The sequence below is a fragment of the Sphingomonas panacisoli genome, assembly GCF_007859635.1.
GTDB lineage: Bacteria > Pseudomonadota > Alphaproteobacteria > Sphingomonadales > Sphingomonadaceae > Sphingomonas > Sphingomonas panacisoli.
Window position 1 is genome coordinate 2,248,988 of the sequence record NZ_CP042306.1, and the last position, 25,405, is coordinate 2,274,392.

Here is a 25,405-nt window from a genome sequence, read left to right on the forward strand (position 1 = left end):
GAAGGTGGCAGGGGAGCTCGGATTCGAACCGAGGGCCTTCGGTTTTGGAGACCGACGCTCTAACCAGCTGAGCTACACCCCTATGCCGCGGCGGTCCCTATCGCCACTGCGATAGGAGCGCAAGGCCGACAACCTCTTGCCCCTTCCCCCGCCCCACGCTAAGCACCGCCCCAATCCGACATCGGAAATCCTTCGTCCGACCCTTCACGGGAGCGGGCGGCGGTCCTATGTCCGGCGACGAACATTCATAGCGAGGCCAGCAGTGGCGAAGACATCCCCGGTCGAATTCATCCAGCAGGTGCGCGCGGAGACCAAGAAGGTCGTCTGGCCGACCCGGCGCGAGACGATCATGACCGGTATCATGGTGATGATCATGACGCTGCTGCTCGGCATTTTCTTCTTCGTGGTCGATTCGGGGTTCGAGGCGCTGGTCAAGTTCCTCCTCAGCCTCGCGACCAAATAAGGGTTCCTAACGTGGCACGCTGGTACATCATCCACGCTTATTCGGGTTTCGAGGGCAAGGTCCGCGACGCGATCATGTCGGAAGCGACCCGCATGGGTCTCGAACAGCTGGTCGAGCAGATCGAGGTCCCGACCGAAACCGTCACCGAGGCGCGCCGCGGCAAGAAGGTGTCGGTCGAACGCAAGTTCATGCCCGGCTACGTCCTGGCCAAGCTGGCAATGAACGACGACGTCTATCACCTGGTCAAGAACACGCCCAAGGTGACTGGCTTCCTCGGCCCCAACGGCAAGCCCCAGGCGATCAGCGACGCCGAAGCCGCGCGCATGCTGAATTCGAAGGAAGAGGCCGCGGCCAACGCGCCGAAGCAGCAGATCAAGGTCGACTACGAGATTGGCGACAGCGTAAAGGTGCTCGACGGCCCGTTCGCGAGCTTCAACGGCATCGTCGAGGAACTCGATTTCGACAAGGCGAAGGTCAAGGTGTCGGTGTCGATCTTCGGCCGCGCCACGCCGGTCGAACTGGACTTCGAGCAGGTCGAGCGAAGCAAATAAGACTTCGCCGACCGACAACGACGCGGAATTTACTTCCGCGTCGCTTTACCGCCTCGCCACCAAATGCGCGCGATATTCGCTGGGCGTTTCCCCCGTCACCAGCTTGAACCGCCGGCTGAAGCTGCTGTGGTCGGCGAACCCGCAGGCATTCGCGATCTCGACGATCGTCGCGTCGCCGGCGAGCAACCGCCGCGCTTCGTCGATGCGGATACGCTGCTGGTAGGTTCGCGGGCTGGTGTTGAGCAGCCGCGCGAATTCGCGTTCGAACCGCGAGACTGATACCCCCGCGCGCTTGGCCAGTGTCCCGCAATCGAGCGGCTTGTCGAAATGTTCACGCATATGCTGCAACGCCATGGCGAAACCGTCGTAACCGCGCTGCGATGCGAACGCCTGGCGCAGGAAGCGCGACACGCCGACGACGCCGACGATCTCTCCCGCTTCGTCGATCAACGGAAACTCGCCGAGCAGCAACCATGTCGGGGCTTGCCGCGACGGCTCGATCAACTCGAACCAGTCGGTGATCGCCTCGCCCGCAAGGACACGGCGTTCCTCCGCCTCGAATCGCGCGGCATGGGCCGGCGGATATATGTCGTGCGGGGTATGCCCGATTAGTTCCCTGCGATGGCGCAGGCCGCACATATCGAGCATCGCCTGGTTGGCCAGGACGTAACGAAGATCCCTGTCCTTCACGAAACAGGGACAGTTCGCCAATCGCCCGAAAACCTGATCGAGCAAGGCAAGGCTGGTTGCCGACGGTGGCATCATGAGCGGAGCTAGGCGGAAAACCGCGATCGCTGCAACGAATTAATGAGCCGACCGCGCGATGTGCCGAAATCGGCGAATATTCTGCGCTGAACGGCAAGACCTACGCGTGCGTCGCGGATAGCATCCACCGCGACGCGAGCGCCTGCTCGGTCGAACACGGTTTCCTTGGTGCCGTCCCGTTGGGGGCTTGGGCAAGCATCGGGGTCTGCCGGGCGGTTGATCCCGCTTGTCCCGGCCGCCGGACGGACGACCCTCTCGTCCGTCCGGCATTGACCGACAATCGTAATGCGATCTTCTCGGCGTCGTTTCGGGCAAAGATGTACGCGGAGCCAATACATCCCGAAATGATACAAGTAATATTAACCAACCCACATCATAGTTAACAAACTATTCATTACGGAAACAATCGAATACCTCCCCCTCTGAGAATCGCAGTTGGCTTTACTTTTTCGCGATCCAACAGGGGTAATAGAGATGAAAGCACAACGTATCATTGGCGCCGTCGGCGTCTTGCTTGCCGGCACGACGGCCGCGACCGGCGCTTCGGCCGCGATCGACATTCACTTCGACGGCGGTCTCGCCACACCAGCGGCTGGCTACACCATCGTCGACACGTTCGACGACGCGACCGGCCTGACCGGCACCAACTTCCAGATCAAGGTGCCGCCCGCCGACGGCAACGGCGCGCCGCCGGCCAATTCGATCCCGTCGGGAACGCCCTATCTGTCGGTTCTCGCCGGCGGTTCGGCGACCTACACCTTCGCAACGCCAGTCTCGTCGTTCCAGTTCGATTGGGGCTCGATCGACGCGTACAACACGCTGACGATCAATGGCACCAGCCAGGCGATCGTCGTCCCCGGCTCGAACTTCATCAATCCGGCCAATGGCGACCAGGGTGCGGACGCGACCAACGGCCGCTTCACCGTGACCGGTACTGAGGGCGAGTTGTTCACCAGCGTGACCTTCTCGTCGACCGGCAATTCGTTCGAGGTCGACAATCTGGCGGTCCGCTCGGCAGTGCCGGAGCCGGCCACCTGGGCGATGATGCTGCTCGGTTTCGGTAGCCTGGGCGTTGCGATCCGCCGCAAGCCAAAGCCGGCGATGCGCATCCGCTACGCCTAAATCCCGCGTCGTTGTTCGGGGGCGAACAGCCGTCGGTCGGGGGGCCGGCGGCTGTTTTGCGTCAAAGGGGCGGATTACTCCGCGTCATCATCCTAACGGACCATCTTCTCTTGTCGCGCGTTATGGGCGCAGGAGATCGGTCATGAAACAAGTCCAGCACAAGCCGTCGGAGGTGAACGCCGTTGAGGGCCAAGTCATCGTCGATGGCCCGGACGGTATCGCCTATGCGATGACGCCGGAAGCCGCGACCCGCACCAGCGCTCGCCTGTTGACCGAAGCGGCGCGCGCGAAGGGCCAAGCCGCTCAACAACACGCCACCGGAGTTAAGCGAGCGCACTAGGATTGCTCGGCTACGTCTACCGCATCGGTTTGCGGAACTTGAAGGCGAACTGGCTCGTGCGGCCGCGGATCGACGCGTTGAATACCGGCACCGTCAACGGGTCGATCGTGTTGATCAGCACACGACTTTCCCCGACGAATTCGAACCCTGCCGCCTTCGCCTGCTTTTTGACCGTTTCCGGATCGATCCGGTGCAGCTTGTCGGTATCGGCCATGCCGCGGCCCGGTGCGCTCATATGGTCGATCACCATGAAAACCCCGCCCGGCTTTAGCATCTTGAACACGGCGCGGGCGAGGCTGTCAGGGCCGGGCGACCCCATGAACGGGTCGGCGTAATCGTGATAGTTTTGCGAGGTCCACACCATGTCGAGCGGTTCGGGCGCGGTCAGGTCGGTGGTCGGCTGCACCGAGGTCACGACATTGGCGAAGGCGGGGGTGGCGGACATAGCGCGCAACGTCGCGACATTGGGTTGCGCGAGCTTCCCGTAAGCTTCCGGCCACACCGCATAGACCCGGCCGCGCGGGCCGACGATCCTGCTGAAGATCCGCGTCCAATAGCCGCTGCCCGGAATCAGGTCGAGCACGCGTTGTCCCGGCTTCACGCCGGCCAACGCGATCAGCGCGGCGGGGTGGCGCCGATCATCGGCGGTCCGATCGGTGCCACGCGCCGGGTCCGCCAACGCGCGCGCCAGCGGCGACGCCGCGCGTTTCGCAGCGGCGCTCCCGGCCGGCGCGGGCATCGCCAGCAAGGCGGGAATGATGATCAGCGAACTAAGGGTCAGGCGTTTAAGATAAAGCATCGCGTCCTCCTGGCGGCGACCGCTGCCTGACACGCCGGGCGAGCGTTCACCGCATAAGGAAGACATAAATTTTTCGTAATGCGCTTGCGTCCGCCCGCCGATCGGCGGCTACATCGCCCGTGTGCGGTCAGCCAACGCCTTCAGTCTACCTGGCGGCGCGGCCAATGCCTAAGTGCTGTTACTTTCGCATGATCGGGTGTGCATCGGCTCCTAATCGAATCCTACGTTGCAACGCGGCGCGACTTCGGTTAGTGGCGCGCGCTTCCAACGCTACAGCAATGGAAATCTGCGGGAGGACGCTTGCGTCCGCTTGGACCGCTAAACTTGGAAAAGAGTGAGACATGGCTAAGAAAATTACCGGCTATATCAAGCTACAGGTGCCGGCCGGCGCCGCCAATCCGTCGCCGCCGATCGGCCCGGCGCTTGGTCAGCGCGGCGTGAACATCATGGAGTTCTGCAAGGCGTTCAACGCCGCGACGGGCGACATGGAGAAGAACGCGCCGATCCCGACCGTCATCACCGTCTATGCGGACCGCTCATTCTCGTTCGAGACGAAGACCCCGCCGGCGTCGTTCCTGATCAAGAAGGCGGCGAACCTGAAGTCGGGCTCGAAGGAGCCGGGCAAGGTTTCCGCGGGCAAGATCAAGCGCAGCGCGCTGACCGCGATCGCCGAGCAGAAGATGAAGGACCTGAACGCCAACGACATGGAAGCGGCGACCCGCATCATCGAAGGCTCCGCCCGCGCGATGGGCCTCGAAGTGGTGGAGGGCTGATAAGATGGCATTCGTTAGCAAGAAGCATAAGGCGCTGACCGTCGACCGCGAGAAGCTCCACGGCGTGGACGAGGCGATCGCCCTCGCCAAGTCGAACGCGACCAGCAAGTTCGACGAAACCATCGAAGTCGCGCTGAACCTGGGCGTCGATCCCCGCCACGCCGACCAGATGGTCCGCGGCGTCGTCACGTTGCCCAAGGGCACCGGCAAGACCGTTCGCGTCGGTGTGTTCGCCAAGGGCGCGAAGGCCGACGAGGCCAAGGCCGCCGGGGCCGACGTGGTCGGTGCGGAAGACCTGATGGAAATCGTTCAGGGCGGTACGATCGACTTCGACCGCTGCATCGCGACCCCCGACATGATGGGCGTCGTCGGTCGCCTCGGTAAGGTGCTGGGTCCGAAGGGCCTGATGCCGAACCCGAAGCTCGGCACCGTGACGATGGACGTCGCGGCAGCCGTGAAGGCGGCCAAGAGCGGCCAGATCGAATATCGCGTCGAAAAGGCCGGGATCATCCATTCGGGCATCGGCAAGGCGTCGTTCCCCGCGGAAGACCTGCGCGCCAACTTCGACGCGCTGCTCGACGCGGTGGTCAAGGCCAAGCCCGCCGGCGCCAAGGGCAAGTATGTCCGCAAGGTCGCCGTCAGCTCGACCATGGGCCCGGGCATCAAGGTCGATACCGCGGAAGTCGCGGGCGCGTAATTGGCCGTCACCCCAGCGCAAGCTGGGGTCTCGTGCGGATCGCGTTACGCCTGAGATCCCAGCTTTCGCTGGGACGACGGGATTGAGGGGCTGGGAGGAAACTCCCGGCCCTTTTGCTTTTACTGGTTTGTGAGATTTGTCCACTAATCAGGTCCCGGGATGCGGGATTTCATAACCTTTGCGGCGCCGGCGCTCATGCTGGGCTTGCTTTATTGCCTCTATCGTGCGGCGACGTTGTTCGCCGCGTGGAAGCCGGCTGCGGCGGTGGTGTGGGCAACCGACTATACCGATGCCGAGCGGCGCGACGACTTCTGGGGGATGGGGACGCTGCGCGGCTGGCGGCTCACCGACGGCGACAATCAGCGGCTGATCGAGGAGACCGTCCATTACCAGGACGAGGATGGCGAGCGCCACGTCGCCGAGATCAAACGCTACGTCCGCGCCGGCTGGCGGCCCGACGGCGTCCACAGGATCTGGTACGACAGCGCCGACCCCGATCGCGCGACCGCGTTCGGGCCGGGTTACTGGCTGATGATCGCCGTCGCGCTAACCTTTGCTCTCGTCACGGTGATGAACGCCGCGATCAAGGTCCATGCCTGAGCGCGCGGCTCAGGCTTCCGCCAACGCCGGATAGTCAGCGCTCAGGCTGAGCTCGCGATCGGCTTCGATCGCCTCCAGCCGTTTGCGATAGAGCGCCGTCGCGGTTTCGTAAGCGAACTTGCCCAGCACCAACTGACGCGGCGGGCGCTCGCGGCTGACCGCCTCGATCATCGCCTCGCCTGCGCGCACCGGGTCGCCCGGCTGCTGCCCCGAATAGCCGCTGGTCGTTTCCATCCGCGCTTGCGCCGTCTCGGCATAGTCGGCGATCTTGCTCTGAGTCTGGTGGAGTGAACGCCCCGCCCAATCTGTGCGGAACGGCCCCGGCTCAACGCAGGTGACGGAGATACCGAGCGGCTGGACTTCGGCCCGGAGCGATTCAGAGAAGCCTTCGACCGCATGCTTGGTCGCCGAATAATAGCCCGACGACGCAAACCCGGTCAGCCCGCCGACCGAGGTGATATTGACGATATTACCGCTCTTCTGCGCGCGCATGACGGGCAGCACCGCGCGCGTCATCGCGAACAGGCCGAACACGTTGGCCTCGAACTGGTCGCGGATTTCCTTGTCCTCGCCTTCTTCGACCGAGGTCTGGTAGCCATAGCCGGCATTGTTCACGAGCACGTCGATCCGCCCGAACCGCTCGGTCGCGGCCTTTACCGCCGCGTCGATCTGCGCCTGATCGGCGACATCGAGATCGACCGCCAGCGCGCGATCGGGCGCCAGCTCGACGATGTCGGCGACACGGTCCTTGCCGCGCGCGGTCGCGACCACGCGCCAGCCGCGATCGAGCACCAGCTTGGCAAGCTCGCGCCCGAACCCGGTCGAGCAACCGGTGATGAACCAGACGGAATCGGCGGGGATCGTCATGCGGGCACCTTTATGTTGGGATTGCATCGGGGAGATGGGGAGAACGTTCCGAGGCGGCAAGCTTTCCAAACTGACGAATTTGGCGTAGGGGCGCGGCAATCCCTATTTTCATCGCCTGACGCGCTCCGGTCGCCGTGCCGGGGCCGTGGCCTCCTATTTCGAGATACTCTTTGCCCTTTTCGCAACTTCTTCCCGTCCTGTCCGAGGCGTTGACCGCCAAGGGCTATACCGCCCTCACGCCCGTGCAGGCGCAGGTCAGCGAGCCGACCGCGCGAGGCCGCGACCTGCTCGTCTCCGCCCAGACCGGTACCGGCAAGACCGTCGCCTTCGGACTCGTCATGGCGAACGAGCTGTTCGACGACGGCCGCCTGCCCCAGGCCGGCGCGCCGATGGCGCTGGTGATCGCGCCGACCCGCGAACTCGCGCTGCAGGTCGCGAAGGAATTGTCGTGGCTCTACGCCAAGGCCGGCGCCCGCATCGCGACTTGCGTCGGCGGGATGGACGCCAGCCGCGAACGCCGCGCGCTTAGCCACGGCGCGCATATCGTCGTCGGCACGCCGGGCCGCCTGAAGGATCATAGCGAGCGCGGCGCACTCGACCTGTCGACGCTCAAGGTCGCGGTGCTCGACGAGGCCGACGAGATGCTCGACATGGGCTTTCGCGAAGACCTCGAGGCGTTGCTGGACGCGACGCCGCGCGACCGCCGCACCTTGCTGTTCTCGGCGACGATGCCGCGCCAGATCGTCGCGCTGGCGAAGAAATATCAGAACGACGCGCTGCGCATCTCGACCGTCGGCGAGGATCGCGGCCATGGCGACATCGCGTATCAGGCTATCGCGGTCAGCCCCTCGGACATCGAACACGCCGTCATCAACCTGCTACGCTTCCACGAGGCGGAGACGGCGATGCTGTTCTGCGCGACGCGCGACAATGTCCGTCACCTCCATGCCAGCCTGGTCGAGCGCGGATTCGCCGCGGTCGCGCTGTCGGGCGAGCATTCGCAGAGCGAACGCAACCATGCGCTCCAGGCGCTGCGCGATCGCCGCGCGCGCGTCTGCGTCGCAACCGACGTCGCCGCGCGCGGGATCGACCTGCCGACGCTGAGCCTGGTCGTGCACGTCGAGCTGCCGCGCGATGCGGAGACGTTGCAGCACCGTTCGGGCCGTACCGGCCGCGCGGGCAAGAAGGGCACCGCCGTCCTGATCGTTCCCTTCCCGCGCCGCCGCCGGGTCGAGATGATGCTGAAGGGCGCACGGATCGACTTCAGCTGGGTGCCGGTGCCGACGCCTGAGGACATTCGCGCCAAGGACCGCGAGCGGATGCTGGAGGCGATGCTGGCCGAGATCGAGGTCGACGACGACGATCGCGCGCTCGCCGCCGAACTGATGGCGAAGAAGTCGCCCGAGGATATCGCCGCCGCTTTGGTCCACGCCCACCGCGCGTCGATGCCGCAACCCGAGGAATTGCTGGCGTCGTCGCCGAACCCGAACCTCGCGCCCGATAAGCAGCATCATCGCCCCGGCTTCGACGACACCGTGTGGTTCGTCATGAACGTCGGGCGGCGCCAGAATGCCGACCCGCGTTGGCTGCTGCCGCTGATCTGCCGCCGCGGCGGGATCACCAAGAACGAGGTCGGTGCGATCCGCATCCAGGCCAACGAGACCGGTTTCCAAATCCCGCGCGCGATCGCCAACCGCTTCGCGGCCTCGGTTATCAAGACCGCCGGGCAGGACGGCGAGGACGATAGCGGCATCCGCATCCAGCCGGTCGACGGCCCCGGCACCGCGCCCGCCGCCCCCGCCCGCGCCAAGCTCCACCGCGCCGCGCCGACCGGCAACGACCAGCGCCCGCCCGCCCCGCGCCGCGATGGCCCGCCACCTATCCGTCACAAGGGCAAGCCGTTCCGCAAGGGCCCGGCCGGCAAGGGCGCACCGCGCCGGCCGTGATCTCGATGCGCCTAAAAATCCGTTCGTGCTGAGCTTGTCGAAGCACGTGCCAGGAACACGCCCTTCGACAAGCTCAGGGCGAACGGTGACTGGTGGAGCCGCCGATGGCTAGCCGCCGCATCCTGGTCGATGCCGACGCCTGCCCGGTCAAGGACGAGATCTACAAGGTCGCGTGGCGGCTCGAGGTGCCGGTCACCATCGTGAGCAACTCGCCGATCCGCATCCCCGCGCACCCGCTGATCGACCGCGTCGTGGTGAGCGACGGGTTCGACGCCGCCGACGACTGGATCGCCGAGCGCGCCGCGCCGGGCGCGGTGGTGGTGACGGCGGACATCTTGCTCGCCGATCGCTGCCTGAAGGCGGGTGCTGCGGTGTTGGCGCCCACCGGCAAGCCGTTCACGACGAGCTCGATCGGTGCCGCCATCGCAACCCGCGCGATCATGGCCGATCTACGCGCGGGTGGCGACCAGCTCGGCGGGCCGGCCGCGTTCTCGAAGACCGATCGCTCTCGCTTCCTGCAGGCGCTCGACACCATGCTGGTGAAGCTCGCCTAAATCTCGACGTCACCCCGGCCCTGTGCCGGGTTCTGCCAAGCAACCGGCGACGGATCGCGCCTCTTTCCCCGACACCGCCTGTCGAGGCGCAGACCCCGGCACAAAGCCGGGGTGACGGTTCGGTTATTGCGGCCCGTCCTCCCGCTCGCATGCGCCCTCCAACGTCAGGATATATTGCGTGATCAGCGCGACGCCTTCCTTGTGCGTCAGCGAACGGCCGAGTTCGGGCATCATCTCGCCGGGATCGGTGCTGGCCATACGATAGGCGATGATCGAAGTTTCGGGATGGCCCGGCACGATGTCGAACGGCCGGTTGCCCGTCCCGCGTCCGGCTGCAACCGGCGGTTTGCACGTGCCGAGCAGCCGCGGGTCCATCGTCGCCGCGTCGAGCCACAAACCCGACGTCCGCGCCGCGCCGGTGGCGTTGTGGCAATGGCTGCAATTGATATCGAGATACGCGCGGGCTCGGGCGGCGGGATCGACCTTGGCATCCTCCCAGTTGGCATTCTGCGGGACGCCACTTCCCGGCGCGCCCTTGAGATAGCCCATCGCGACCAGCCGCTGGAGCTGGTTGATTTCCCCGCCCTCCCCCGGAAACGCGCGGTTGAGGTGTCGCGCCTTGAGCCCGATCGGCATGACTTTGCGGTCTCGGAAATCCTGGACGTGGCACCCAGCGCACTGATTCTGGTTGGGGACCGAATAGGTGAAATCGGTCCGCGCTGCGCCATCGACGAAGGTCAGTGGAACATCGGCGCCGGTGCGTTCGAGCGTCGCGTCGGTTCCTTCCGTGTTCCAGACATAGGGGAACGCGACCCACCCTTCCGCGCGGCGGACCAGCAACCGCGTCTCGATCAGCCGGACATGCTTGAGGTCGAGGCCAGCGACGCCGTTCTGGTAGCTCGCCGGGGTCATCTTCACGACCGCCTTGCTTGTCTGCGGCGACGCAGCGTCGGCGGGCGTCGTGTAATAGAAGGTCTTCGTAACGATCGTACCGACCGGGAAGTCGAACGACTTTGCCGGATCGTATGTCGCCGCGACGCCCTTCGGCATCCACACCGTGCGCCACTTCTGCGCATAGTCGCTGAACAGCGGGCTGTTGAGCTCGTACGTGACCATGCCGGCATGCGGCGCGATCCGCCCGTTGGCGACGGTGAACAGCCCCCAATCGGACAGCTTCTCCGGATTGCCGTCGGCGATGAACGTCACGCTCGCGCGCTGGTGGAGGCATCCCGCGACAAACAGGATCGCCGCGAGCAGCCCGATGAGACGACTCGTCACTTTTCCTTGGTCATGCCGTCGGGCAGCTTGATTTCAGGCAGTCGCGTGGGTGGGGCGCAACCCACCGACGTATCGATCTTGGCGCCGGCAAATTTATGCGGTCCGTCGGCGTTGAGCAGCTTCGCATCGCCGTTCTGGACGCAAATCCCGGCGTTCGGCACCTTGGGATCGACGAACCCGTCCCACAGCACTGCCGGCAACGCGCCGCCGGCCAGCGCCTTCAGCGGCGCGTATTTGGTTCCCGGATCGGTCCCGCCCCCGGTGAAGCGATTACCGGTCACGTAGATATTCTGCGGGAACGGATCGTACGCCGCGGCCACACCCTTCTTGGTATCGAACCCCGTCGAGTAATAGCTTGAGATGATGACGTTCGCGGTCTGGTTGTCGGCGATGTCGTTGTCGAAGATTTCGACTTCGTCGTTGGAGTTGACGATCACGCCCGACCCCGGCGGCACCGAACTGACGGCGCTGCCCGCCGCGCCGAAATTGGCGTGGTTGTTGGCGGTGACCTTGTTCTTGAACACGCGCGTCTTGCTGCCCGGGACCGGCAAATTGGGCATGTTGAACACCAGGATGCCGCCGGTATTGCCCGTCGCGGTGTTGCCGTACACATCAGCGCCGGTCGAATTCTCGATCTCGATCCCCGCGACGTTCCCTTCGGCGCGATTGTTGCGGACGATGATGTTGGTCGACTGCCCGACATAGATGCCGGCATCCGACGCTCCCTTCACGACGCTGCCTTCGATCAGTACGTTGGTGACCTGCACCGGGTACAGGCCATAGGCACCGTTCGACGTCTTGCCGCCCCCGGTCCATTCGGCGCGGACGCGGCGGATCACGGTGTTCTTCACGCCGTTGACCTTGAGCGCGTCGCCCTTGGTATCCTCGAGCGCCAGATCCTGCAGCGTGAAGTCGTCACCGGTGACCAGCATCCCCTCGGCGCCAGAGGTCTGACGGGCGAACGATAGAATGGTCTTGTCCATCCCCGCGCCCTTCACCGTGACGCCGTCCGCGGTCAGGCTGAGACTGCGCGTGAGCTTATACTTGCCGGCCGGGATGGTGACGACGTCGCCGGGCTTCGCGTCGAGGAGCTTTTGCTGCAGGTTCTTCTCGAAGTCGGGATCGATCGTGAAGCCGTTGGCATCGGTCTTCGCCCCGCCGCACCCGCCGAGCAGCGCCAACACGGCACTCGCCGCCAGCAATCCCGTCCGCGTCATCGCCCTCTCCTCGTTATTTACATCGGTGATAGCAACGGTCGATGCAGGGCGAAAGCTTGACTTCGCACGCTATCCCGCTATTGGCGCCGCTCGCCTGGGTTCGCTCAGGCACCGTCCGAGACAGCAAGTGCGCAGTTTCTGCGCTTAATTTCTTGCCGAGGCGGGGACAGGATATTCGCCGGTTCGCCGGCCCGTCGTGCTTTTTCGCGCGGCATCCCATTCCCCATCGTTGGACTTGTGAACCGGACGTACGGCGCTGTTGCCGTGCGTTCAAAACGTGGAGAATGGCATGGATCGTGCTCAAAAGGCCGCGGCCGTCGCCGATCTCAAGCAGACCTTCTCCGAGGTTGGCGTGGTGGTCATCACCCGCAACCTCGGCCTGACCGTCGCACAGTCGACGCAGCTCAGGACGAAGATGCGTGAGGCCGGTGCGACCTATAAGGTCTCGAAGAACAAGCTTGCCAAGATCGCGCTCGATGGCACCGACTATCTCTCGCTGGGCGACATGCTCACGGGTCCGGTCGGTCTCGCCACTTCCATCGACCCGGTCGCCGCCGCCAAGGTGGTGGTCGACTTCGCCAAGACGAACGACAAGCTCGAAATCGTCGGCGGCGCGATGGGCGCGACGGCTCTCAACCCCGAAGGCGTGAAGGCTCTGGCCACCATGCCGTCGCTGGATGAACTGCGTGCGAAGATCGTCGGCCTGATTCAGGCACCGGCGCAGAAGCTCGCCAGCATCACCCAGGCGCCGGCCGGTCAGCTGGCTCGCGTGTTTGGTGCCTATGGGGCCAAGGAAGCAGCTTGACGGCCCCTCGGCCGTCATCCCCGCGAAAGCGGGGATCTCGGGCCGCTGGGCATCACCTCATGAGACCCCAGCTTTCGCTGGGGTGACGAATTGGAAGAACGGAGAATATCATGGCAGACCTGAACAAGCTGGTTGATCAGCTGAGCGAACTGACCGTCCTCGAGGCGGCTGAGCTTTCGAAGCTCCTCGAAGAGAAGTGGGGCGTTTCGGCCGCCGCTGCGGTTGCGGTTGCAGCCCCGGCCGCTGGCGGTGGCGCCGGCGGCGCCGCCGCTGAAGAAGCCAAGGACGAGTTCGACGTGATCCTGACCGGCGACGGTGGCAAGAAGATCAACGTCATCAAGGAAGTCCGCGCGATCACCGGTCTCGGCCTGACCGAAGCCAAGACGCTCGTTGAATCGGCTCCGAAGGCCGTCAAGGAAGGCGTCAACAAGGACGAAGCCGAGAAGATCAAGAAGCAGCTTGAAGAAGCCGGCGCGACCGTCGAGCTGAAGTAAGCCGCAGTGGGCGAGACGATTTAGCGCAAGCTGGATCGCACGCTCGCAAGGCCGGCCGGCGCTGGTATCGCCAGCGTCCGACGTCATGGGATTTACGCCCATGACGGCAAAGCCAAGATAAAGGGCAGTCCCGGCAACGGGGCTGCCTTTTTTATCCCCAAACCGCCCCTAAGCCCCGGACTTGGGGATACAATTCACATGACAGGCGAAACCGTCCGGCAACCGCTGGGCTACATACCCGCGATCGACGGCCTGCGTGCGCTCGCGGTGCTGTCGGTGGTCGCCTATCACCTCCACCCCGGCATGCTCCCGGGCGGCTTTTCCGGCGTCGATATCTTCTTCGCGATCTCGGGCTTCGTCGTGACCGGATCGATGATGGGCAAAAGTTTCGACCGCCTGCCCGCGATGCTCTCCTATTTCTATGCGCGCCGCCTCGTCCGGATTATGCCGGCACTGCTCGCGATGCTTCTCGTTGCGATCCTGGTGAACCAGATGCTGGTCCCGGAGGCGTGGCTGAGCCGCGCGGTGCCGCAGACTGCGCGCTTCGCGTTCTTCGGCCTGTCCAATATCATCCTCGCGACCGACACCGACGGCTATTTCGGCGTGCAGGCCGGGTTCAACCCGTTCACGCACACCTGGTCGCTGGGCGTGGAGGAGCAATTCTACCTCTTCTTCCCGCTGCTGCTGTTCTGGCATCAGAAACTCGACAGCGCGAAACTCGATACGGGCCGCGCGGTTCGGCTGATCGGCTGGGTGAGCGCGGCGTCGTTCGTGCTGTGCGGCGTGCTGACCTGGGTCGAGCGGAAATATGCGTTCTACCTGATCGTCGGGCGATTTTGGGAACTCGGACTTGGCATGATCCTGTGCCTGACGATGCCGCGCTGGCGACCCGTGCTGGCTGCATGGCCGGCGGCGCGGCGACGCGTGCTGGCGGCGGCGAGCGTCGTCGCGGTCGTGGCGGCGCTTGCCCTGCCCGACCGCGGGGGTTTCCCGTTTCCGCTCGCGATCCTGCCGGTGATCGGCACGATCGGGTTGATCGCCAGCGTCGTTGCGGCACCCGACGCGCCCATCACCCGGGCGTTTGCAAGCGCCGGTCCGGTCGCGATCGGGCGGCTCTCATACTCGTTATACCTCTGGCATTGGCCGGTGTTCGTGATGTTTCGCTGGACGGTCGGACTCGACACGCTGCCGCATCAACTAGCCGCGTCGGCGCTCGCATTATTGCTCGCGGCTGCGTCTTACTTCCTCGTCGAGCAGCCGTTCCGCCGTCGTGGAAAGGCTGCGAAATATCCGCCGCGCAGGGTCGTCGGGCGGATGACAATCGGCACGCTGGCCTGCGCGCTGCTAGGTTTCGTCATGCTGGCGCGCACCGATGCGTTAGCGATCGGCGTCACCCGCGATCATTCGACCTGGTATGCCGACGCACGCCATACGCTGGATCCGGCGCTCTCGCATTGCGCCGTCGCGACCGACCGAGTCAGGCGCGGCGGCGGCGATACGGATCGCTGGACGCCGAGCGATTGCACGACGCGTCCGGCGGGGTTCCGCGTCTTCGCGATCGGGGATTCGCACAGCACTGCCTATGCCCCGAACTATCGCCAGCTCGCCGCCGAGCTTGGCGTGCCCGTCGCGAGCTATTTTCGCCCCGGCTGCCCCTTCCTCCGCCTGATCCAGCCGATGGATGTCCGCCGCCGCTGCGCCGACTTCTATCGCGCGTTCTTCGATGATCTGCGTACTCAAGGCCGACCCGGTGATGTGGTGTTCCTGCCTGGCCTGCGGATCACGCGGCTGATCAATCAGTTCGGCCACGAGAAGGTCCATGATTCGCCGGTGGACAATTCCTTGTCCAACGTGGCGATCGCCGAGGCTCAGGATACGCTCGCGCGCTTGCAGACGGCGGGATTCAGGATCGTGATCGAGGCGCCCAAGCCGATCTTTCCCGCGCCACCGTTCCGCTGTTCCGATTGGTACGATCGCGCCAACCCGATCTGCGTCGGCGGCCTGACGATCGCGCGCGATCGTCCCTTGGTCATGCGCCGCCACGTCGTCGATGCCATGACCGCGCTGGCACGCCGCTATCCCGCCCTGAGCGTGTGGGATCCCTTCCCGATCTTGTGCCCGGATGACCCGTGCCGCGCGATCGACGCAACGGGCCGCCCGCTCTTCTTCGACGGGGACCATTTGAGCGGGCACGGCAACGATATGGTCTATCCCGCGATGCGCGACGCGATCCTGAACGCGCGACTTTAGTCCAGGAACCCGACGAACACCGTCGCTTCCTCGACCGACTTGCGCGTCGAGACGACCGCGTTCGCCGGGAAATCGTCGTCGGGCCAGCCGAGCGCTATGCTCTTCATGATGACCTGATCGTCGGCGATCCCGGCATGTTCGCGCACCACCGGCGACTGCATGATCCCCTGGCTGTTGATCACCGCGCCCAGCCCGCGCGACCAGGCCGCGTTGACCAAAGCCGTCGCGACGGCGCCGCAATCGAACGGCGTATCGTCGCTGCCGTCGAGCACGCGATCGTAGGTCACGATGACGCAGACCGGTGCGTCGAACTGGCGAAAGCCGCGCAACACCCAGTCCTGCCGCCGCTCGGCATCCTCGCGGGCGATACCCATCGCTGCGAAGAGTTGTTTCGCAACGCCGATCTGGCGGTCGCGATGCTGGTCGGCGAACGGCTGGCCGGTGCGGAACTCGCGCGATTGCGGAACGCCCGCGACCATGCGTTCGGTATTGCCCGCACGGATGCGATCAAGCGGCTCGCCGGTCACGACGGTGAAATTCCACGGCTGCGTGTTCATCGACGACGGCGCGCGCATCGCGAGGCCGATGATCTCCTCGATCAGTGCGCGGGGAACGGGATCGGGCTTGTAGCCGCGGATACTCCGGCGACCGAGCACCACCTCGTCATAGCTCTTGTCCGTCACGCGACCTTCCGCTCGGCAACTTCGGGATGCATGTGCGGGCCGGCGTCGAGGCGGAAGGGCGTCATCTTGGCTCCCTCTCCGCGATCGATTCCGATCATGTGCGCGGCGGTGGCGACACCCGGCGCCCCGACATTCTCGCCCCAGCGATAATCGGCCTTCATCGCCAGCACGGGCACGAACCACGGCTTGCCGTCGATCGTCATCACGTTGATCTGCTCGCGCGCCAGCATCGCCATGCCCGACAGGTCGATCTCCTGGTCGGGCGCGAGGTCGAATGGCGCCACCACCGGTTGCTCGATCGGCGTGGCGAAGATCATCTGCAGATCCTGCGCCTGGCGCGCACTCGCGCTCAGCATGTACATGGCGAAGCGAATGTCGCGCGCGGCCACTGTACCTGTGTTGCGGACGACGACGCGATAGTCGACCGCCGCGCCCATCAGATTGGTGCCGGCGCGTTTGGGGATCAGGTTGATCTCCAGTCGAGGCTGGGGCTCGTCGGTAAACTGGCGCCGCACGGGAATATCGGCAGCGCCTTCCGGCGTCGCGGCCGGCGCAGGCGGCGCGACGGCGGGCTGCGCCACGATCGGCTCGGCGATTTCCTCTTCGCGGACGCTGCGGCGCCGGCCGAGCAGGAAACCGCCGAAAGCGACGAGCGCCAGTGCGGCTGCACCGATCGCAACAAGCAGACCGGTCGATATGCCGCCCGAGGGCTGGTCGGCGGTTGCCGGTACCGAGGCGGTTGGCTCAGGCGTGGGGCTCGCGACCGGGATCGGTGCAGGCGTCGTATCGGAGACCGCCGTCGCGCTCGTCGGTGCCGAGGTCGGGGTCGGTGACGGCGTGCGCATCGGCTGACCGGTAGCTTCGGCAGGCCGACGCGCCGGCGTCGCGGTTGGCGCTGGCGTCCGAGCCGGGGGCTGCGTCGCTGCAGCACTGGGCGCCGGCGTCGGAGTCGCGACGACGATCGGCGCTGCCGGCGTGGGGCTCGGGCGGTTGAGCGGTGCGATGACCGGACCCGATGTCGGGGTCGGGCGCGGGCTGGGACGGGTCGAGGGCGGCAGGCTGAAGCGGTCGAGGCTCGGATCGGTCTGCGGTCCGCTCGGCGTCGTCTGCGCGACGGCCAGCGCGGGCAGCATCGCCGCCCCCGCGAGCCACGCGCTCGCACGCTTCCAAACCCCGAACCCCGTCATTCCGACCACGCTAGACACTTCTACCTGAACCGCCGCCAAACGCGGGCGGCGCGTTCCCCTAGCGCATCAGTTGCGGCGGGGCGAGCGGCACGACCGGCAGCCGCACCTGGCTCGGCGTCTTTCCGCCACGCATGATCGTCACCGTCGCCTTCTGATAGTCCGATTTCTTCGCGAAGAAGATGTTCGGAACGTACTTCTGCGGATTTCGGTCGTAGAGCGGGAACAGACTCGACTGGACCTGAATCATGATGCGGTGGCCGGGCTGGAACACGTGGTTCACCGTCGGCAGGCGGAACTTATATTCCTGCACCTGGTTGGCCGGTATCGGCGACGGGTTGCTGAAGCTCTGGCGATAGCGGCCGCGGAAAATGTCGAGGCTGATCGCGAGCTGATATCCGCCCATCTTCGGATCGCTCGCATATTCGCTGGGATACACGTCGATCACTTTGACCACGAAGTCACCGTCCGTGCCCGTCGTCTTGGCGAACAGATCGGCGATCGGCGCGCCCGATACGCGGACGGCCTTGGTTAGCACCGGCGTCGAATAGGTCATCACGTCGGGACGCCCATCGTAGGAACGTTGATCCTGGACCAGCCAGTCGCCCCAGCGCCCGTCGTTGAAATTGACCGGGCGCGGCAGATGCGGGACTGGCTTGGCGGGGTCGGAGACATAGCTGTCGCCGCCCGCCGACTGGCCGTCGAAGCCCAGCCCGCCATCAGCGCCGAGATAGAGCGGCGTCAGCGGCGACGGACACCCCTTGTCGCACGCCAGCGGCCATTCGCTGAAACGGTCCCAATGGTTCTCGCCGGTATTGTAGATCGTCGCCGCGGGCGGGGTCACCGCCGGGCCGTCCTTCAGATATTGGTTGAAGAACGGAATGATCATGTCCTCGCGATATTGCATCGCGGTGTCGCCGTTCCACTTGAACACGCCGAGTTCGGACCCGACACGGTTGATCTGGCTGTGCCGCCATGGACCCATGACGATGAAATTGTTGCCGGTCTTGCCGACGCTCTTCAGCGCTTCATAGGTGTGGATCGCGCCCCACATATCCTCCTGATCCCACAGACCCTGCTCCCAGATCGTCGGAACGTTGGACGGATTCTTCTTGATCAGCTCGTCGAGCGCCTGGCCCGACCAGAAGCCGTCATAGGCGGGGTGCGCCGAAAAGCGGTTCCAGAACGGCAACTGGTCGTAGCCCGACTTCTTCGCCCAATCGCCCGCCGATCCAACGTCGCGGAAATTGTCGTAATCGTCATAGCCGCCGGTCGGCGGCGCCTTGCCCTCGGCCTTGTAGCCGGTCTGCGCGCCGAGCCAGGCGATGTTGGCGAGACGGAAAGCGCCGTAGTGGAACCAGTCGTCGCCCATCCAGCCGTCGATCATCGGGCTCTGGGGTGCCGCGACCTTGAGCGCGGGGTGCGGTTTCAACAGCGCCATGACGACGGTGAAGCCCTCGTAGGACGACCCGATCATCCCGACCTTGCCGTTCGATTCGGGCAGGTTCGCCTTGTTCACCAGCCAGTCGATCGTGTCGTAGGCGTCGGTCGTGTGATCGACCTTGGTGTCATTGAGCGGGCCGATCACCGGCCGCGTCACGACATAACCACCTTCAGACTTATACTTGCCGCGGATGTCCTGATAGACGCGGATGTAGCCGTTGCGGACGAATCCTTCGTCGGCGAGCGGCAGGCGATTGATCATCGTCGGCGAGTCGGCCCGCTTGGCGCGGGCGTCGGCATGGTACGGCGTGCGAGTCAGCACGATCGGCGCGTTGGTCGCGCCCTTAGGAATGACAATGACGGTATGGAGCTTGACCCCGTCGCGCATCGGGATCTCGACTTCGCGGGTGACGTAGTCGGCGGCGGGATCGACCGGCGGGCTGAACTTTGCGGGAACGTCGTTGCCGTTCGGCGGCCACACCTGCGTTTCTTGCGCGATCGCGGGGGTGAGGACGAGGGCGACGAGTGGCAGCAACGCCAGCTTCTTGATCATGCCGATGCGACTCCTTGGGGAAGCGATGCGGCGTCGTAGGACGCTACGGCAATGCGATCAACGCCGCATGCGAAACGCCCGCCCCGCAAGGTGCGGGACGGGCGCTTGCGTGCCTGATGGGAGCGATATCAGGCGTGCTGGGGTTCGCCGTGGAGTTCGGCCCCGACATTGTCGAACATCGACGCACGGCTCAGTTCGATCGGGTCGAGTCCCTCGCCTTCCTCCGGCGTCACGCCGATCTCGAACGAGGCCGAGGTGCGGCCTTCGGTACCGTCAGCCAGCGTGTAGCGGGCATCGGCAACGACGATTGGGCGGAACGAGGCGGGCAGATCTTCGCCCATCTCCGACTTCAGCAAAGCGAGCGTCGCGTCGATGCGCTTGCCCTCACCCGGCTCGATCGTGACCGGATCGGTCGTAGCGTCGGCCGGCGGCTGGACGAGCAGACGCTCCATCTCCGACCCGTTCGGATCGCTCGACAGCAGGAAGGTCGAGATGCGGACGTCCTTGGCGGACACCGACCCGGCGTTACCGACGGTCAGTTCGATCTCGACCAGCGCCTCATCGACATTGGTACCGGCGCGGACCGGGCGCATCGCGAACTCGAGCCAAGGGCGCTCGGCGACCGGTGCGGTACCCGCGGTCAGTTCGGCGACGTCGTCCGCTTCCGGCTCGACGATATGGACTTCGTCGGGCGCCACGGCGATCGGCTCGATCGCGCCGACGCTCTCCGCGCGGCGGAGGAATTCCGGCTCCTTGCGCGGCGCGACATTGGCGACGGGCATCGGCTCGGCAACCGGCGCGACCGCGACGGGTTCGACATAGGCCGGCTCGACATACGCCTCCTCGACATAGGGCTCGTCATAATATTCCTCTTCGACGCGGCGGCGACGCAGGGCGAAAACTCCGATCGCCAGGATCGCGAGCGCGGCGAGGCCGCCACCAATCCACGCCCAGAGCGGCACGCCGGTGCTGGTCCGCGTCGTCGCGGAATCCGTCGCGGCCGTCGATTCGGCCGGAGCGCTAGCGACCGGCGCAGCCGCCGGAGCCGCCGTTTCAGGCTGAGCGGGCGTTACGGACTTCGGCTCAGGTGCTGCGGCAACAGGAGCGGGAGCTGGCTCGGGGGCCGGCGCAGCGCGGACCGGCGCCGGACGCGCCGTCGTCGTACGTGTCGCGGTCCGCGTGGTCGTCGTGCGCGTGACGGCACGCGGCGCCGGCGCAGCGGCCGGTTCGGCTGCGGGAGCAGCCGCCTCGGGCGGCGTATCCGGCACGGTGCGCACGACCGGCGGCGGCGGCACGGTGGCCGATTGCGGCGGGGTCACGACGACCGGCGGTGCGGCCTGCGTGTCCTGAGCAAATGCAGGGGTTGCGATGAACGCGGTGGCGCACAGAAGCGGCGCGACGGCGTGGGCGAAGCGGGGGGCGAATTGCGTTTTCATGACGCTGCCATAATGATGGGAACCCGAGTCTGGTTCCGCGTCGCTTCACCTCGATTTTCACAACGATCGCCGACAAAAAACGCCACTCGATTGATTCATAACGGAAAAACCACATCAATTTTTCGTTGACTTTTTTGCAGATTCGCCTTGGACCGGGTTTGACACTTTCCAACACGCCCCCTATATCCCGCCCTCCACCACAGCTCTTCGGGAAATGACGCGGCGTCGCGCACCGTGTCGATCGTATTGAAGACTGTCGGTTCACACGACGCCAAGAAGCTGCACGTCCACTTTCGAAATCGAGAGTTCGGATGAGCGGCTTTTTTGCGTCGTGGCGTGCCTGGTCCCGGGGTTCCGGGGCACGAATTCTAGGCTAACCCAGTCAGTTTTTTAAGGGCGAAATCTCACATGGCGACCAAGGCGATCGAAGGCGGCACCGCGAAGCGGCGCATCCGCAAGGTATTCGGCAACATCCACGAAGTGGTGCAGATGCCGAACCTGATCGAGGTTCAGCGCGAATCCTACGAACAGTTCCTGCGTTCCGATCCGTCGATCGGCTACGTCTCGGGTCTCGAAAAGACGCTGCGCAGCGTGTTCCCCATCCGCGACTTCGCCGGAACCGCCGAGCTCGACTTCGTGAACTACGAACTCGAACCGCCGAAGTTCGACACCGACGAATGCCGCCAGCGCGGCATCACCTACGCCGCCCCGATGCGCGTTACCTTGCGCCTGATCGTGTTCGAAGTGGATCCGGATACGGAAGCCCGCTCGGTGCTCGATATCAAGGAGCAGGACGTCTACATGGGCGACATGCCGCTCATGACGCAGAACGGCACCTTCATCATCAACGGCACCGAGCGCGTCATCGTGTCGCAGATGCACCGTTCGCCGGGTGTGCTGTTCGACCATGATCGCGGCAAGACCCACGCCAGCGGCAAGTATCTCTTCGCAGCGCGCGTGATCCCGTATCGCGGCTCGTGGCTCGATTTCGAGTTCGACGCCAAGGACATCGTCAACGTCCGTATCGACCGCAAGCGCAAGCTGCCGGTCACGGCTTTGCTCTATGCGCTCGGCCTGAACTCGGAAGAAATCCTCAATCAGTTCTACAACCGCGTGACCTATGTCCGCGGCCAGGGCGGTTGGCAGATCCCGTTCGCGGTCGAGAACTGGCGCGGCCAGAAGCCGCTGTTCGACATCGTCGACGCCAAGTCGGGCGAAGTGATCTTCCCGGCCGGCCAGAAGGTCAGCCCGCGCGCCGCTAACAAGGCGGCAAAGGACGGTCTCGAGACGCTGCTGATCCCGACCGAAGAAATCTTCGGCCGCTACAGCGCCTATGACCTGATCAACGAAAAGACCGGCGAGATCTATATCGAGGCGGGCGACGAGGTGTCGGCCGAGAATCTCGAAAAGCTCGACAAGGCGGGCATCGACCGCATCGAACTACTCGACATCGATCACGTCACGACGGGTCCGTGGATCCGCAACACGCTGAAGGCCGACAAGGCCGAGGAACGCGAGCAGGCGCTGAGCGACATCTATCGCGTGATGCGCCCCGGCGAACCGCCGACGCTCGAAACCGCGGAATCGCTGTTTGCCGGCCTATTCTTCGATCCGGAGCGCTACGATCTGTCGGCCGTGGGTCGCGTCAAGCTCAACATGCGCCTCGACCTCGACGCCGAGGACACCGTCACGACGCTCCGCACCGAGGATATCCTCGCGGTGGTCAAGACCCTGGTCGACCTGAAGGACGGCAAGGGCGAGATCGACGACATCGACAATCTCGGCAACCGCCGCGTGCGTTCGGTGGGAGAGCTGCTCGAGAACCAGTATCGCGTGGGCCTGCTCCGCATGGAGCGCGCCGTGAAGGAGCGCATGTCGTCGGTCGATGTATCGACCGTCATGCCGAACGACCTGATCAACGCGAAGCCCGCGGTCGCCGCGGTGCGCGAGTTCTTCGGCTCGTCGCAGTTGTCGCAGTTCATGGACCAGACCAACCCGCTGTCCGAAGTGACGCACAAGCGTCGCGTCTCGGCGCTTGGGCCAGGCGGTCTGACGCGTGAGCGCGCGGGCTTCGAAGTCCGCGACGTCCACCCGACCCACTATGGCCGCATCTGCCCGATCGAAACGCCGGAAGGCCCGAACATCGGTCTGATCAACTCGCTCGCGAGCTTCAGCCGCGTCAACAAGTACGGCTTCATCGAAACGCCGTACCGCCGCGTGGTCGATCACAAGGTGACCGACGAAGTCGTCTATCTGTCGGCGATGGAAGAGGCCAAGCACACGATCGCGCAGGCCAATGCCGAGCTGAGCAAGGATCGCCAGTTCACCGAGGAACTGGTGTCCTCGCGTCAGGCAGGCGAATTCCTGATGGCGCTGCCCGAGAACATCACGCTGATGGACGTGTCGCCGAAGCAGCTCGTCTCGGTCGCCGCGTCGCTGATCCCGTTCCTGGAAAACGACGACGCCAACCGCGCGCTGATGGGCTCGAACATGCAGCGCCAGGCGGTGCCGCTGGTTCGCGCCGAAGCGCCGTTCGTCGGGACCGGCATGGAAGAGACCGTTGCCCGTGATTCGGGCGCCGCGATCTCGGCCAAGCGTTCGGGGATCGTCGACCAGGTCGACGCCAGCCGCATCGTGGTCCGCGCGACGGGCGACGTCGAGGCCGGCAAGTCGGGCGTCGACATCTACACGCTGATGAAGTTCCAGCGGTCGAACCAGAACACCTGTATCAACCAGCGTCCGCTGGTGAAGGTGGGCGACGTGGTCAACACCGGCGACGTGATCGCCGACGGCCCGTCGACCGAGTTCGGCGAGCTGGCGCTGGGCCGCAACGCGCTCGTCGCGTTCATGCCCTGGAACGGCTATAATTATGAGGATTCGATCCTCATTTCCGAGCGTATCGTGAAGGATGACGTCTTCACCTCGATCCATATCGAGGAGTTCGAGGTCATGGCGCGCGACACCAAGCTCGGGCCGGAAGACATCACGCGCGACATCCCGAACGTCGGCGAGGAAGCGCTGCGCAACCTCGACGAAGCGGGCATCGTGTATATCGGTGCCGAGGTCGAGCCGGGCGACATCCTCGCCGGCAAGATCACGCCGAAGGGCGAAAGCCCGATGACGCCGGAAGAAAAGCTGCTCCGCGCGATCTTCGGTGAGAAGGCGTCGGACGTGCGCGACACTTCGCTGCGGCTGCCCCCGGGCGTCGCCGGCACGGTGGTCGAGGTCCGCGTGTTCAATCGCCACGGCATCGACAAGGACGAGCGCGCGATGGCGATCGAGCGCGAGGAGATCGAGCGCCTGAAGAAGGACTCGGACGACGAGCGCACCATCCTCAACCGCGCGACCTGGTCGCGTCTGCGCGAGATGCTGATCGGCCAGACCGCCACCGCGACGCCGAAAGGCCTCAAGAAGGGCGCGGCGATCGATCAGGACTTGCTCGACAGCGTCGACCGTCACGAATGGTGGAAGTTCGCCGTCGCCGACGACAAGGTCCAGAGTGACCTCGAAGCGGTCAAGGTGCAGTACGATGATGCCGCCAAGGTCATCACCGACAAGTTCCACGACCGTCGCGAGAAGCTGGAACGTGGCGACGAACTGCCGCCGGGCGTGCTCAAGATGGTCAAGGTCTTCGTCGCGGTGAAGCGCAAGCTGCAGCCGGGCGACAAGATGGCCGGCCGTCACGGCAACAAGGGCGTCATCAGCCGCATCCTGCCGGTCGAGGACATGCCGTTCCTCGCCGACGGGACGCCGGTCGACCTGGTGCTCAATCCGCTTGGCGTGCCGTCGCGCATGAACGTCGGGCAGATCTTCGAAACCCATCTCGGCTGGGCCGCGCGTCAGCTCGGTCAGCAGGTCGGCGTGGCGCTCGAGGAATGGCGTGAGGCGAACCCCGATGCCAAGGGCGGCGCGATGCCGGCCGCGGTCAAGGATCGGCTGAAGGAAATCTACGGCGATCACTACGCCGCGGAGATCGACGCACGCTCGGGCGACGAAATCGTCGAGCTGGCGCAGAACCTGAAGCCGGGCATTCCGATGGGCACTCCGGTGTTCGACGGCGCGCACGAAGCGGACGTGTCGGCCATGCTGACGCTGGCGGGGCTCGATACGTCGGGCCAGTCGGACCTGTTCGACGGCCGCACCGGCGATCAGTTCGACCGCAAGGTGACCGTGGGCATCATCTACATGCTGAAGCTCCACCACTTGGTCGACGACAAGATCCACGCACGGTCGATCGGGCCATACAGCCTCGTCACCCAGCAGCCGCTGGGCGGTAAGGCGCAGTTCGGCGGCCAGCGCTTCGGCGAAATGGAGGTCTGGGCGCTCCAGGCCTACGGCGCAGCCTACACCTTGCAGGAAATGCTGACGGTGAAGTCCGACGACGTGGTCGGCCGCACCAAGGTCTACGAGGCGATCGTCAAGGGCGACGACACGTTCGAGGCAGGCATTCCCGAGAGCTTCAACGTGCTCGTCAAGGAAATGCGCTCGCTGGGTCTCAACGTCGAGCTCAAGAACGACGAGCCTGGCGTGGACGAGGACGGCATCGCGATCGCGGCGGAGTGAGGAAACGGGCGTCGCTCAACGG

Annotated in this window: 22 protein-coding genes and 1 tRNA gene; 13 read left to right on the forward strand and 10 right to left on the reverse strand. The window is 65.1% G+C overall.

Going from position 1 to position 25,405, the window contains the following annotated elements:
* Nucleotides 1-5 precede the first annotated feature (5 nt).
* Nucleotides 6-82: transfer RNA gene (locus tag FPZ24_RS11360), tRNA-Trp, on the reverse strand.
* A 180-nt stretch (nucleotides 83-262) separates the two neighbouring features.
* On the opposite strand from FPZ24_RS11360, the gene secE reads away from it, so the two are divergent.
* Together secE and nusG are read left to right on the forward strand one after the other, a co-directional pair.
* Nucleotides 263-463, forward strand: coding sequence for a preprotein translocase subunit SecE (gene secE, locus FPZ24_RS11365; RefSeq protein WP_186728789.1), 201 nt, complete (start codon nucleotides 263-265; stop codon nucleotides 461-463).
* A gap of 11 nt (nucleotides 464-474) precedes the next feature.
* A complete protein-coding gene (gene nusG / locus FPZ24_RS11370; RefSeq protein WP_146572070.1) occupies nucleotides 475-1,014 on the forward strand; it encodes a transcription termination/antitermination protein NusG in 540 nt (179 codons plus the stop codon).
* A 45-nt stretch (nucleotides 1,015-1,059) separates the two neighbouring features.
* On the opposite strand, the gene FPZ24_RS11375 is transcribed toward nusG, so the two are convergent.
* The gene (locus FPZ24_RS11375) at nucleotides 1,060-1,779 is read right to left on the reverse strand and encodes an AraC family transcriptional regulator (RefSeq protein ID WP_146572072.1); all 720 of its coding nucleotides are present in this window, start codon (nucleotides 1,777-1,779) and stop codon (nucleotides 1,060-1,062) included.
* A gap of 474 nt (nucleotides 1,780-2,253) precedes the next feature.
* Here FPZ24_RS11375 and FPZ24_RS11380 point away from each other — a divergent pair, with 474 nt between their 5' ends.
* Both FPZ24_RS11380 and FPZ24_RS11385 read left to right on the forward strand, forming a co-directional pair.
* On the forward strand, nucleotides 2,254-2,901 hold the full coding sequence (locus FPZ24_RS11380; RefSeq protein ID WP_146572075.1) for an Npun_F0296 family exosortase-dependent surface protein: 648 nt from the start codon (nucleotides 2,254-2,256) through the stop codon (nucleotides 2,899-2,901).
* A gap of 142 nt (nucleotides 2,902-3,043) precedes the next feature.
* Nucleotides 3,044-3,241, forward strand: coding sequence for a hypothetical protein (locus FPZ24_RS11385; protein WP_146572077.1), 198 nt, complete (start codon nucleotides 3,044-3,046; stop codon nucleotides 3,239-3,241).
* A gap of 16 nt (nucleotides 3,242-3,257) precedes the next feature.
* On the opposite strand, the gene FPZ24_RS11390 is transcribed toward FPZ24_RS11385, so the two are convergent.
* A complete protein-coding gene (locus tag FPZ24_RS11390) occupies nucleotides 3,258-4,040 on the reverse strand; it encodes a class I SAM-dependent methyltransferase (protein WP_146572079.1) in 783 nt (260 codons plus the stop codon).
* 341 nt (nucleotides 4,041-4,381) lie between these two features.
* Here FPZ24_RS11390 and rplK point away from each other — a divergent pair, with 341 nt between their 5' ends.
* The 3 genes from rplK (at nucleotide 4,382) to FPZ24_RS11405 (ending at nucleotide 6,110) form a co-directional block, all read left to right on the forward strand.
* Nucleotides 4,382-4,813 (forward strand): 50S ribosomal protein L11, encoded by a 432-nt coding sequence (gene rplK, locus FPZ24_RS11395; protein ID WP_146572081.1) that lies wholly within the window; start codon nucleotides 4,382-4,384, stop codon nucleotides 4,811-4,813.
* 4 nt (nucleotides 4,814-4,817) lie between these two features.
* Nucleotides 4,818-5,510, forward strand: a complete 693-nt coding sequence (gene rplA / locus FPZ24_RS11400; protein WP_146572084.1) for a 50S ribosomal protein L1 — start codon at nucleotides 4,818-4,820, stop codon at nucleotides 5,508-5,510.
* A 195-nt stretch (nucleotides 5,511-5,705) separates the two neighbouring features.
* Nucleotides 5,706-6,110 (forward strand): hypothetical protein, encoded by a 405-nt coding sequence (locus FPZ24_RS11405; protein WP_146572086.1) that lies wholly within the window; start codon nucleotides 5,706-5,708, stop codon nucleotides 6,108-6,110.
* A 9-nt stretch (nucleotides 6,111-6,119) separates the two neighbouring features.
* Here the strand turns inward: FPZ24_RS11405 and FPZ24_RS11410 are convergent, their stop codons facing one another.
* Nucleotides 6,120-6,977, reverse strand: coding sequence for an oxidoreductase (locus FPZ24_RS11410; protein WP_146572088.1), 858 nt, complete (start codon nucleotides 6,975-6,977; stop codon nucleotides 6,120-6,122).
* A gap of 170 nt (nucleotides 6,978-7,147) precedes the next feature.
* On the opposite strand from FPZ24_RS11410, the gene FPZ24_RS11415 reads away from it, so the two are divergent.
* Together FPZ24_RS11415 and FPZ24_RS11420 are read left to right on the forward strand one after the other, a co-directional pair.
* A complete protein-coding gene (locus FPZ24_RS11415; RefSeq protein ID WP_146572090.1) occupies nucleotides 7,148-8,923 on the forward strand; it encodes a DEAD/DEAH box helicase in 1,776 nt (591 codons plus the stop codon).
* Nucleotides 8,924-9,027: 104 nt separating this feature from the next.
* The gene (locus FPZ24_RS11420; RefSeq protein WP_146572092.1) at nucleotides 9,028-9,477 is read left to right on the forward strand and encodes a YaiI/YqxD family protein; all 450 of its coding nucleotides are present in this window, start codon (nucleotides 9,028-9,030) and stop codon (nucleotides 9,475-9,477) included.
* Between the two features lie 123 nt (nucleotides 9,478-9,600).
* On the opposite strand, the gene FPZ24_RS11425 is transcribed toward FPZ24_RS11420, so the two are convergent.
* Together FPZ24_RS11425 and FPZ24_RS11430 are read right to left on the reverse strand one after the other, a co-directional pair.
* A complete protein-coding gene (locus FPZ24_RS11425) occupies nucleotides 9,601-10,755 on the reverse strand; it encodes an SO2930 family diheme c-type cytochrome (protein ID WP_146572095.1) in 1,155 nt (384 codons plus the stop codon).
* Entirely contained in the window at nucleotides 10,752-11,972 is a 1,221-nt protein-coding gene (locus FPZ24_RS11430; protein WP_146572097.1) for a parallel beta-helix domain-containing protein, read from the reverse strand. The genes FPZ24_RS11425 and FPZ24_RS11430 overlap by 4 nt, the downstream gene beginning before the upstream one ends.
* A gap of 289 nt (nucleotides 11,973-12,261) precedes the next feature.
* On the opposite strand from FPZ24_RS11430, the gene rplJ reads away from it, so the two are divergent.
* From rplJ to FPZ24_RS11445, 3 genes are all read left to right on the forward strand, one after another.
* Nucleotides 12,262-12,777: a 50S ribosomal protein L10 gene (rplJ, locus tag FPZ24_RS11435; RefSeq protein ID WP_146572099.1), complete on the forward strand. Its 516-nt coding sequence runs from the start codon at nucleotides 12,262-12,264 to the stop codon at nucleotides 12,775-12,777.
* A gap of 110 nt (nucleotides 12,778-12,887) precedes the next feature.
* A complete protein-coding gene (rplL, locus tag FPZ24_RS11440) occupies nucleotides 12,888-13,271 on the forward strand; it encodes a 50S ribosomal protein L7/L12 (protein ID WP_146572101.1) in 384 nt (127 codons plus the stop codon).
* A 198-nt stretch (nucleotides 13,272-13,469) separates the two neighbouring features.
* Nucleotides 13,470-15,521, forward strand: coding sequence for an acyltransferase family protein (locus tag FPZ24_RS11445; RefSeq protein WP_146572104.1), 2,052 nt, complete (start codon nucleotides 13,470-13,472; stop codon nucleotides 15,519-15,521).
* Here FPZ24_RS11445 and FPZ24_RS11450 read toward each other — a convergent pair.
* From FPZ24_RS11450 to FPZ24_RS11465, 4 genes are all read right to left on the reverse strand, one after another.
* The gene (locus tag FPZ24_RS11450) at nucleotides 15,518-16,204 is read right to left on the reverse strand and encodes a nitroreductase (protein ID WP_146572106.1); all 687 of its coding nucleotides are present in this window, start codon (nucleotides 16,202-16,204) and stop codon (nucleotides 15,518-15,520) included. The genes FPZ24_RS11445 and FPZ24_RS11450 overlap by 4 nt on opposite strands.
* On the reverse strand, nucleotides 16,201-17,400 hold the full coding sequence (locus FPZ24_RS11455; RefSeq protein ID WP_146572107.1) for a hypothetical protein: 1,200 nt from the start codon (nucleotides 17,398-17,400) through the stop codon (nucleotides 16,201-16,203). The genes FPZ24_RS11450 and FPZ24_RS11455 overlap by 4 nt, the downstream gene beginning before the upstream one ends.
* Nucleotides 17,401-17,449: 49 nt before the next feature.
* Nucleotides 17,450-19,384, reverse strand: coding sequence for a CocE/NonD family hydrolase (locus FPZ24_RS11460; protein ID WP_146572108.1), 1,935 nt, complete (start codon nucleotides 19,382-19,384; stop codon nucleotides 17,450-17,452).
* A 128-nt stretch (nucleotides 19,385-19,512) separates the two neighbouring features.
* Nucleotides 19,513-20,820: an EGFR-like transmembrane domain-containing protein gene (locus FPZ24_RS11465; protein WP_146572109.1), complete on the reverse strand. Its 1,308-nt coding sequence runs from the start codon at nucleotides 20,818-20,820 to the stop codon at nucleotides 19,513-19,515.
* A gap of 408 nt (nucleotides 20,821-21,228) precedes the next feature.
* Here FPZ24_RS11465 and rpoB point away from each other — a divergent pair, with 408 nt between their 5' ends.
* Entirely contained in the window at nucleotides 21,229-25,383 is a 4,155-nt protein-coding gene (gene rpoB, locus FPZ24_RS11470; protein ID WP_146572110.1) for a DNA-directed RNA polymerase subunit beta, read from the forward strand.
* Nucleotides 25,384-25,405 lie beyond the last annotated feature (22 nt).

What these genes read in the sequence shown, in the direction of transcription:
- rplL (WP_146572101.1), top strand. Translation starts at nt 12,888, where the DNA reads ATGGCAGACCTGAACAAGCTGGTTGATCAGCTGAGCGAACTGACCGTC.
- FPZ24_RS11380 (WP_146572075.1), top strand. Translation starts at nt 2,254, where the DNA reads ATGAAAGCACAACGTATCATTGGCGCCGTCGGCGTCTTGCTTGCCGGC.
- rplK (WP_146572081.1), top strand. Translation starts at nt 4,382, where the DNA reads ATGGCTAAGAAAATTACCGGCTATATCAAGCTACAGGTGCCGGCCGGC.
- FPZ24_RS11390 (WP_146572079.1), bottom strand. Translation starts at nt 4,040, where the DNA reads ATGCTTTATCTTAAACGCCTGACCCTTAGTTCGCTGATCATCATTCCC.
- FPZ24_RS11445 (WP_146572104.1), top strand. Translation starts at nt 13,470, where the DNA reads ATGACAGGCGAAACCGTCCGGCAACCGCTGGGCTACATACCCGCGATC.
- FPZ24_RS11375 (WP_146572072.1), bottom strand. Translation starts at nt 1,779, where the DNA reads ATGATGCCACCGTCGGCAACCAGCCTTGCCTTGCTCGATCAGGTTTTC.
- FPZ24_RS11465 (WP_146572109.1), bottom strand. Translation starts at nt 20,820, where the DNA reads ATGAAAACGCAATTCGCCCCCCGCTTCGCCCACGCCGTCGCGCCGCTT.
- FPZ24_RS11420 (WP_146572092.1), top strand. Translation starts at nt 9,028, where the DNA reads ATGGCTAGCCGCCGCATCCTGGTCGATGCCGACGCCTGCCCGGTCAAG.
- FPZ24_RS11410 (WP_146572088.1), bottom strand. Translation starts at nt 6,977, where the DNA reads ATGACGATCCCCGCCGATTCCGTCTGGTTCATCACCGGTTGCTCGACC.
- rplJ (WP_146572099.1), top strand. Translation starts at nt 12,262, where the DNA reads ATGGATCGTGCTCAAAAGGCCGCGGCCGTCGCCGATCTCAAGCAGACC.
- FPZ24_RS11385 (WP_146572077.1), top strand. Translation starts at nt 3,044, where the DNA reads ATGAAACAAGTCCAGCACAAGCCGTCGGAGGTGAACGCCGTTGAGGGC.
- FPZ24_RS11460 (WP_146572108.1), bottom strand. Translation starts at nt 19,384, where the DNA reads ATGATCAAGAAGCTGGCGTTGCTGCCACTCGTCGCCCTCGTCCTCACC.
- FPZ24_RS11430 (WP_146572097.1), bottom strand. Translation starts at nt 11,972, where the DNA reads ATGACGCGGACGGGATTGCTGGCGGCGAGTGCCGTGTTGGCGCTGCTC.
- FPZ24_RS11405 (WP_146572086.1), top strand. Translation starts at nt 5,706, where the DNA reads ATGCTGGGCTTGCTTTATTGCCTCTATCGTGCGGCGACGTTGTTCGCC.
- rpoB (WP_146572110.1), top strand. Translation starts at nt 21,229, where the DNA reads ATGGCGACCAAGGCGATCGAAGGCGGCACCGCGAAGCGGCGCATCCGC.
- rplA (WP_146572084.1), top strand. Translation starts at nt 4,818, where the DNA reads ATGGCATTCGTTAGCAAGAAGCATAAGGCGCTGACCGTCGACCGCGAG.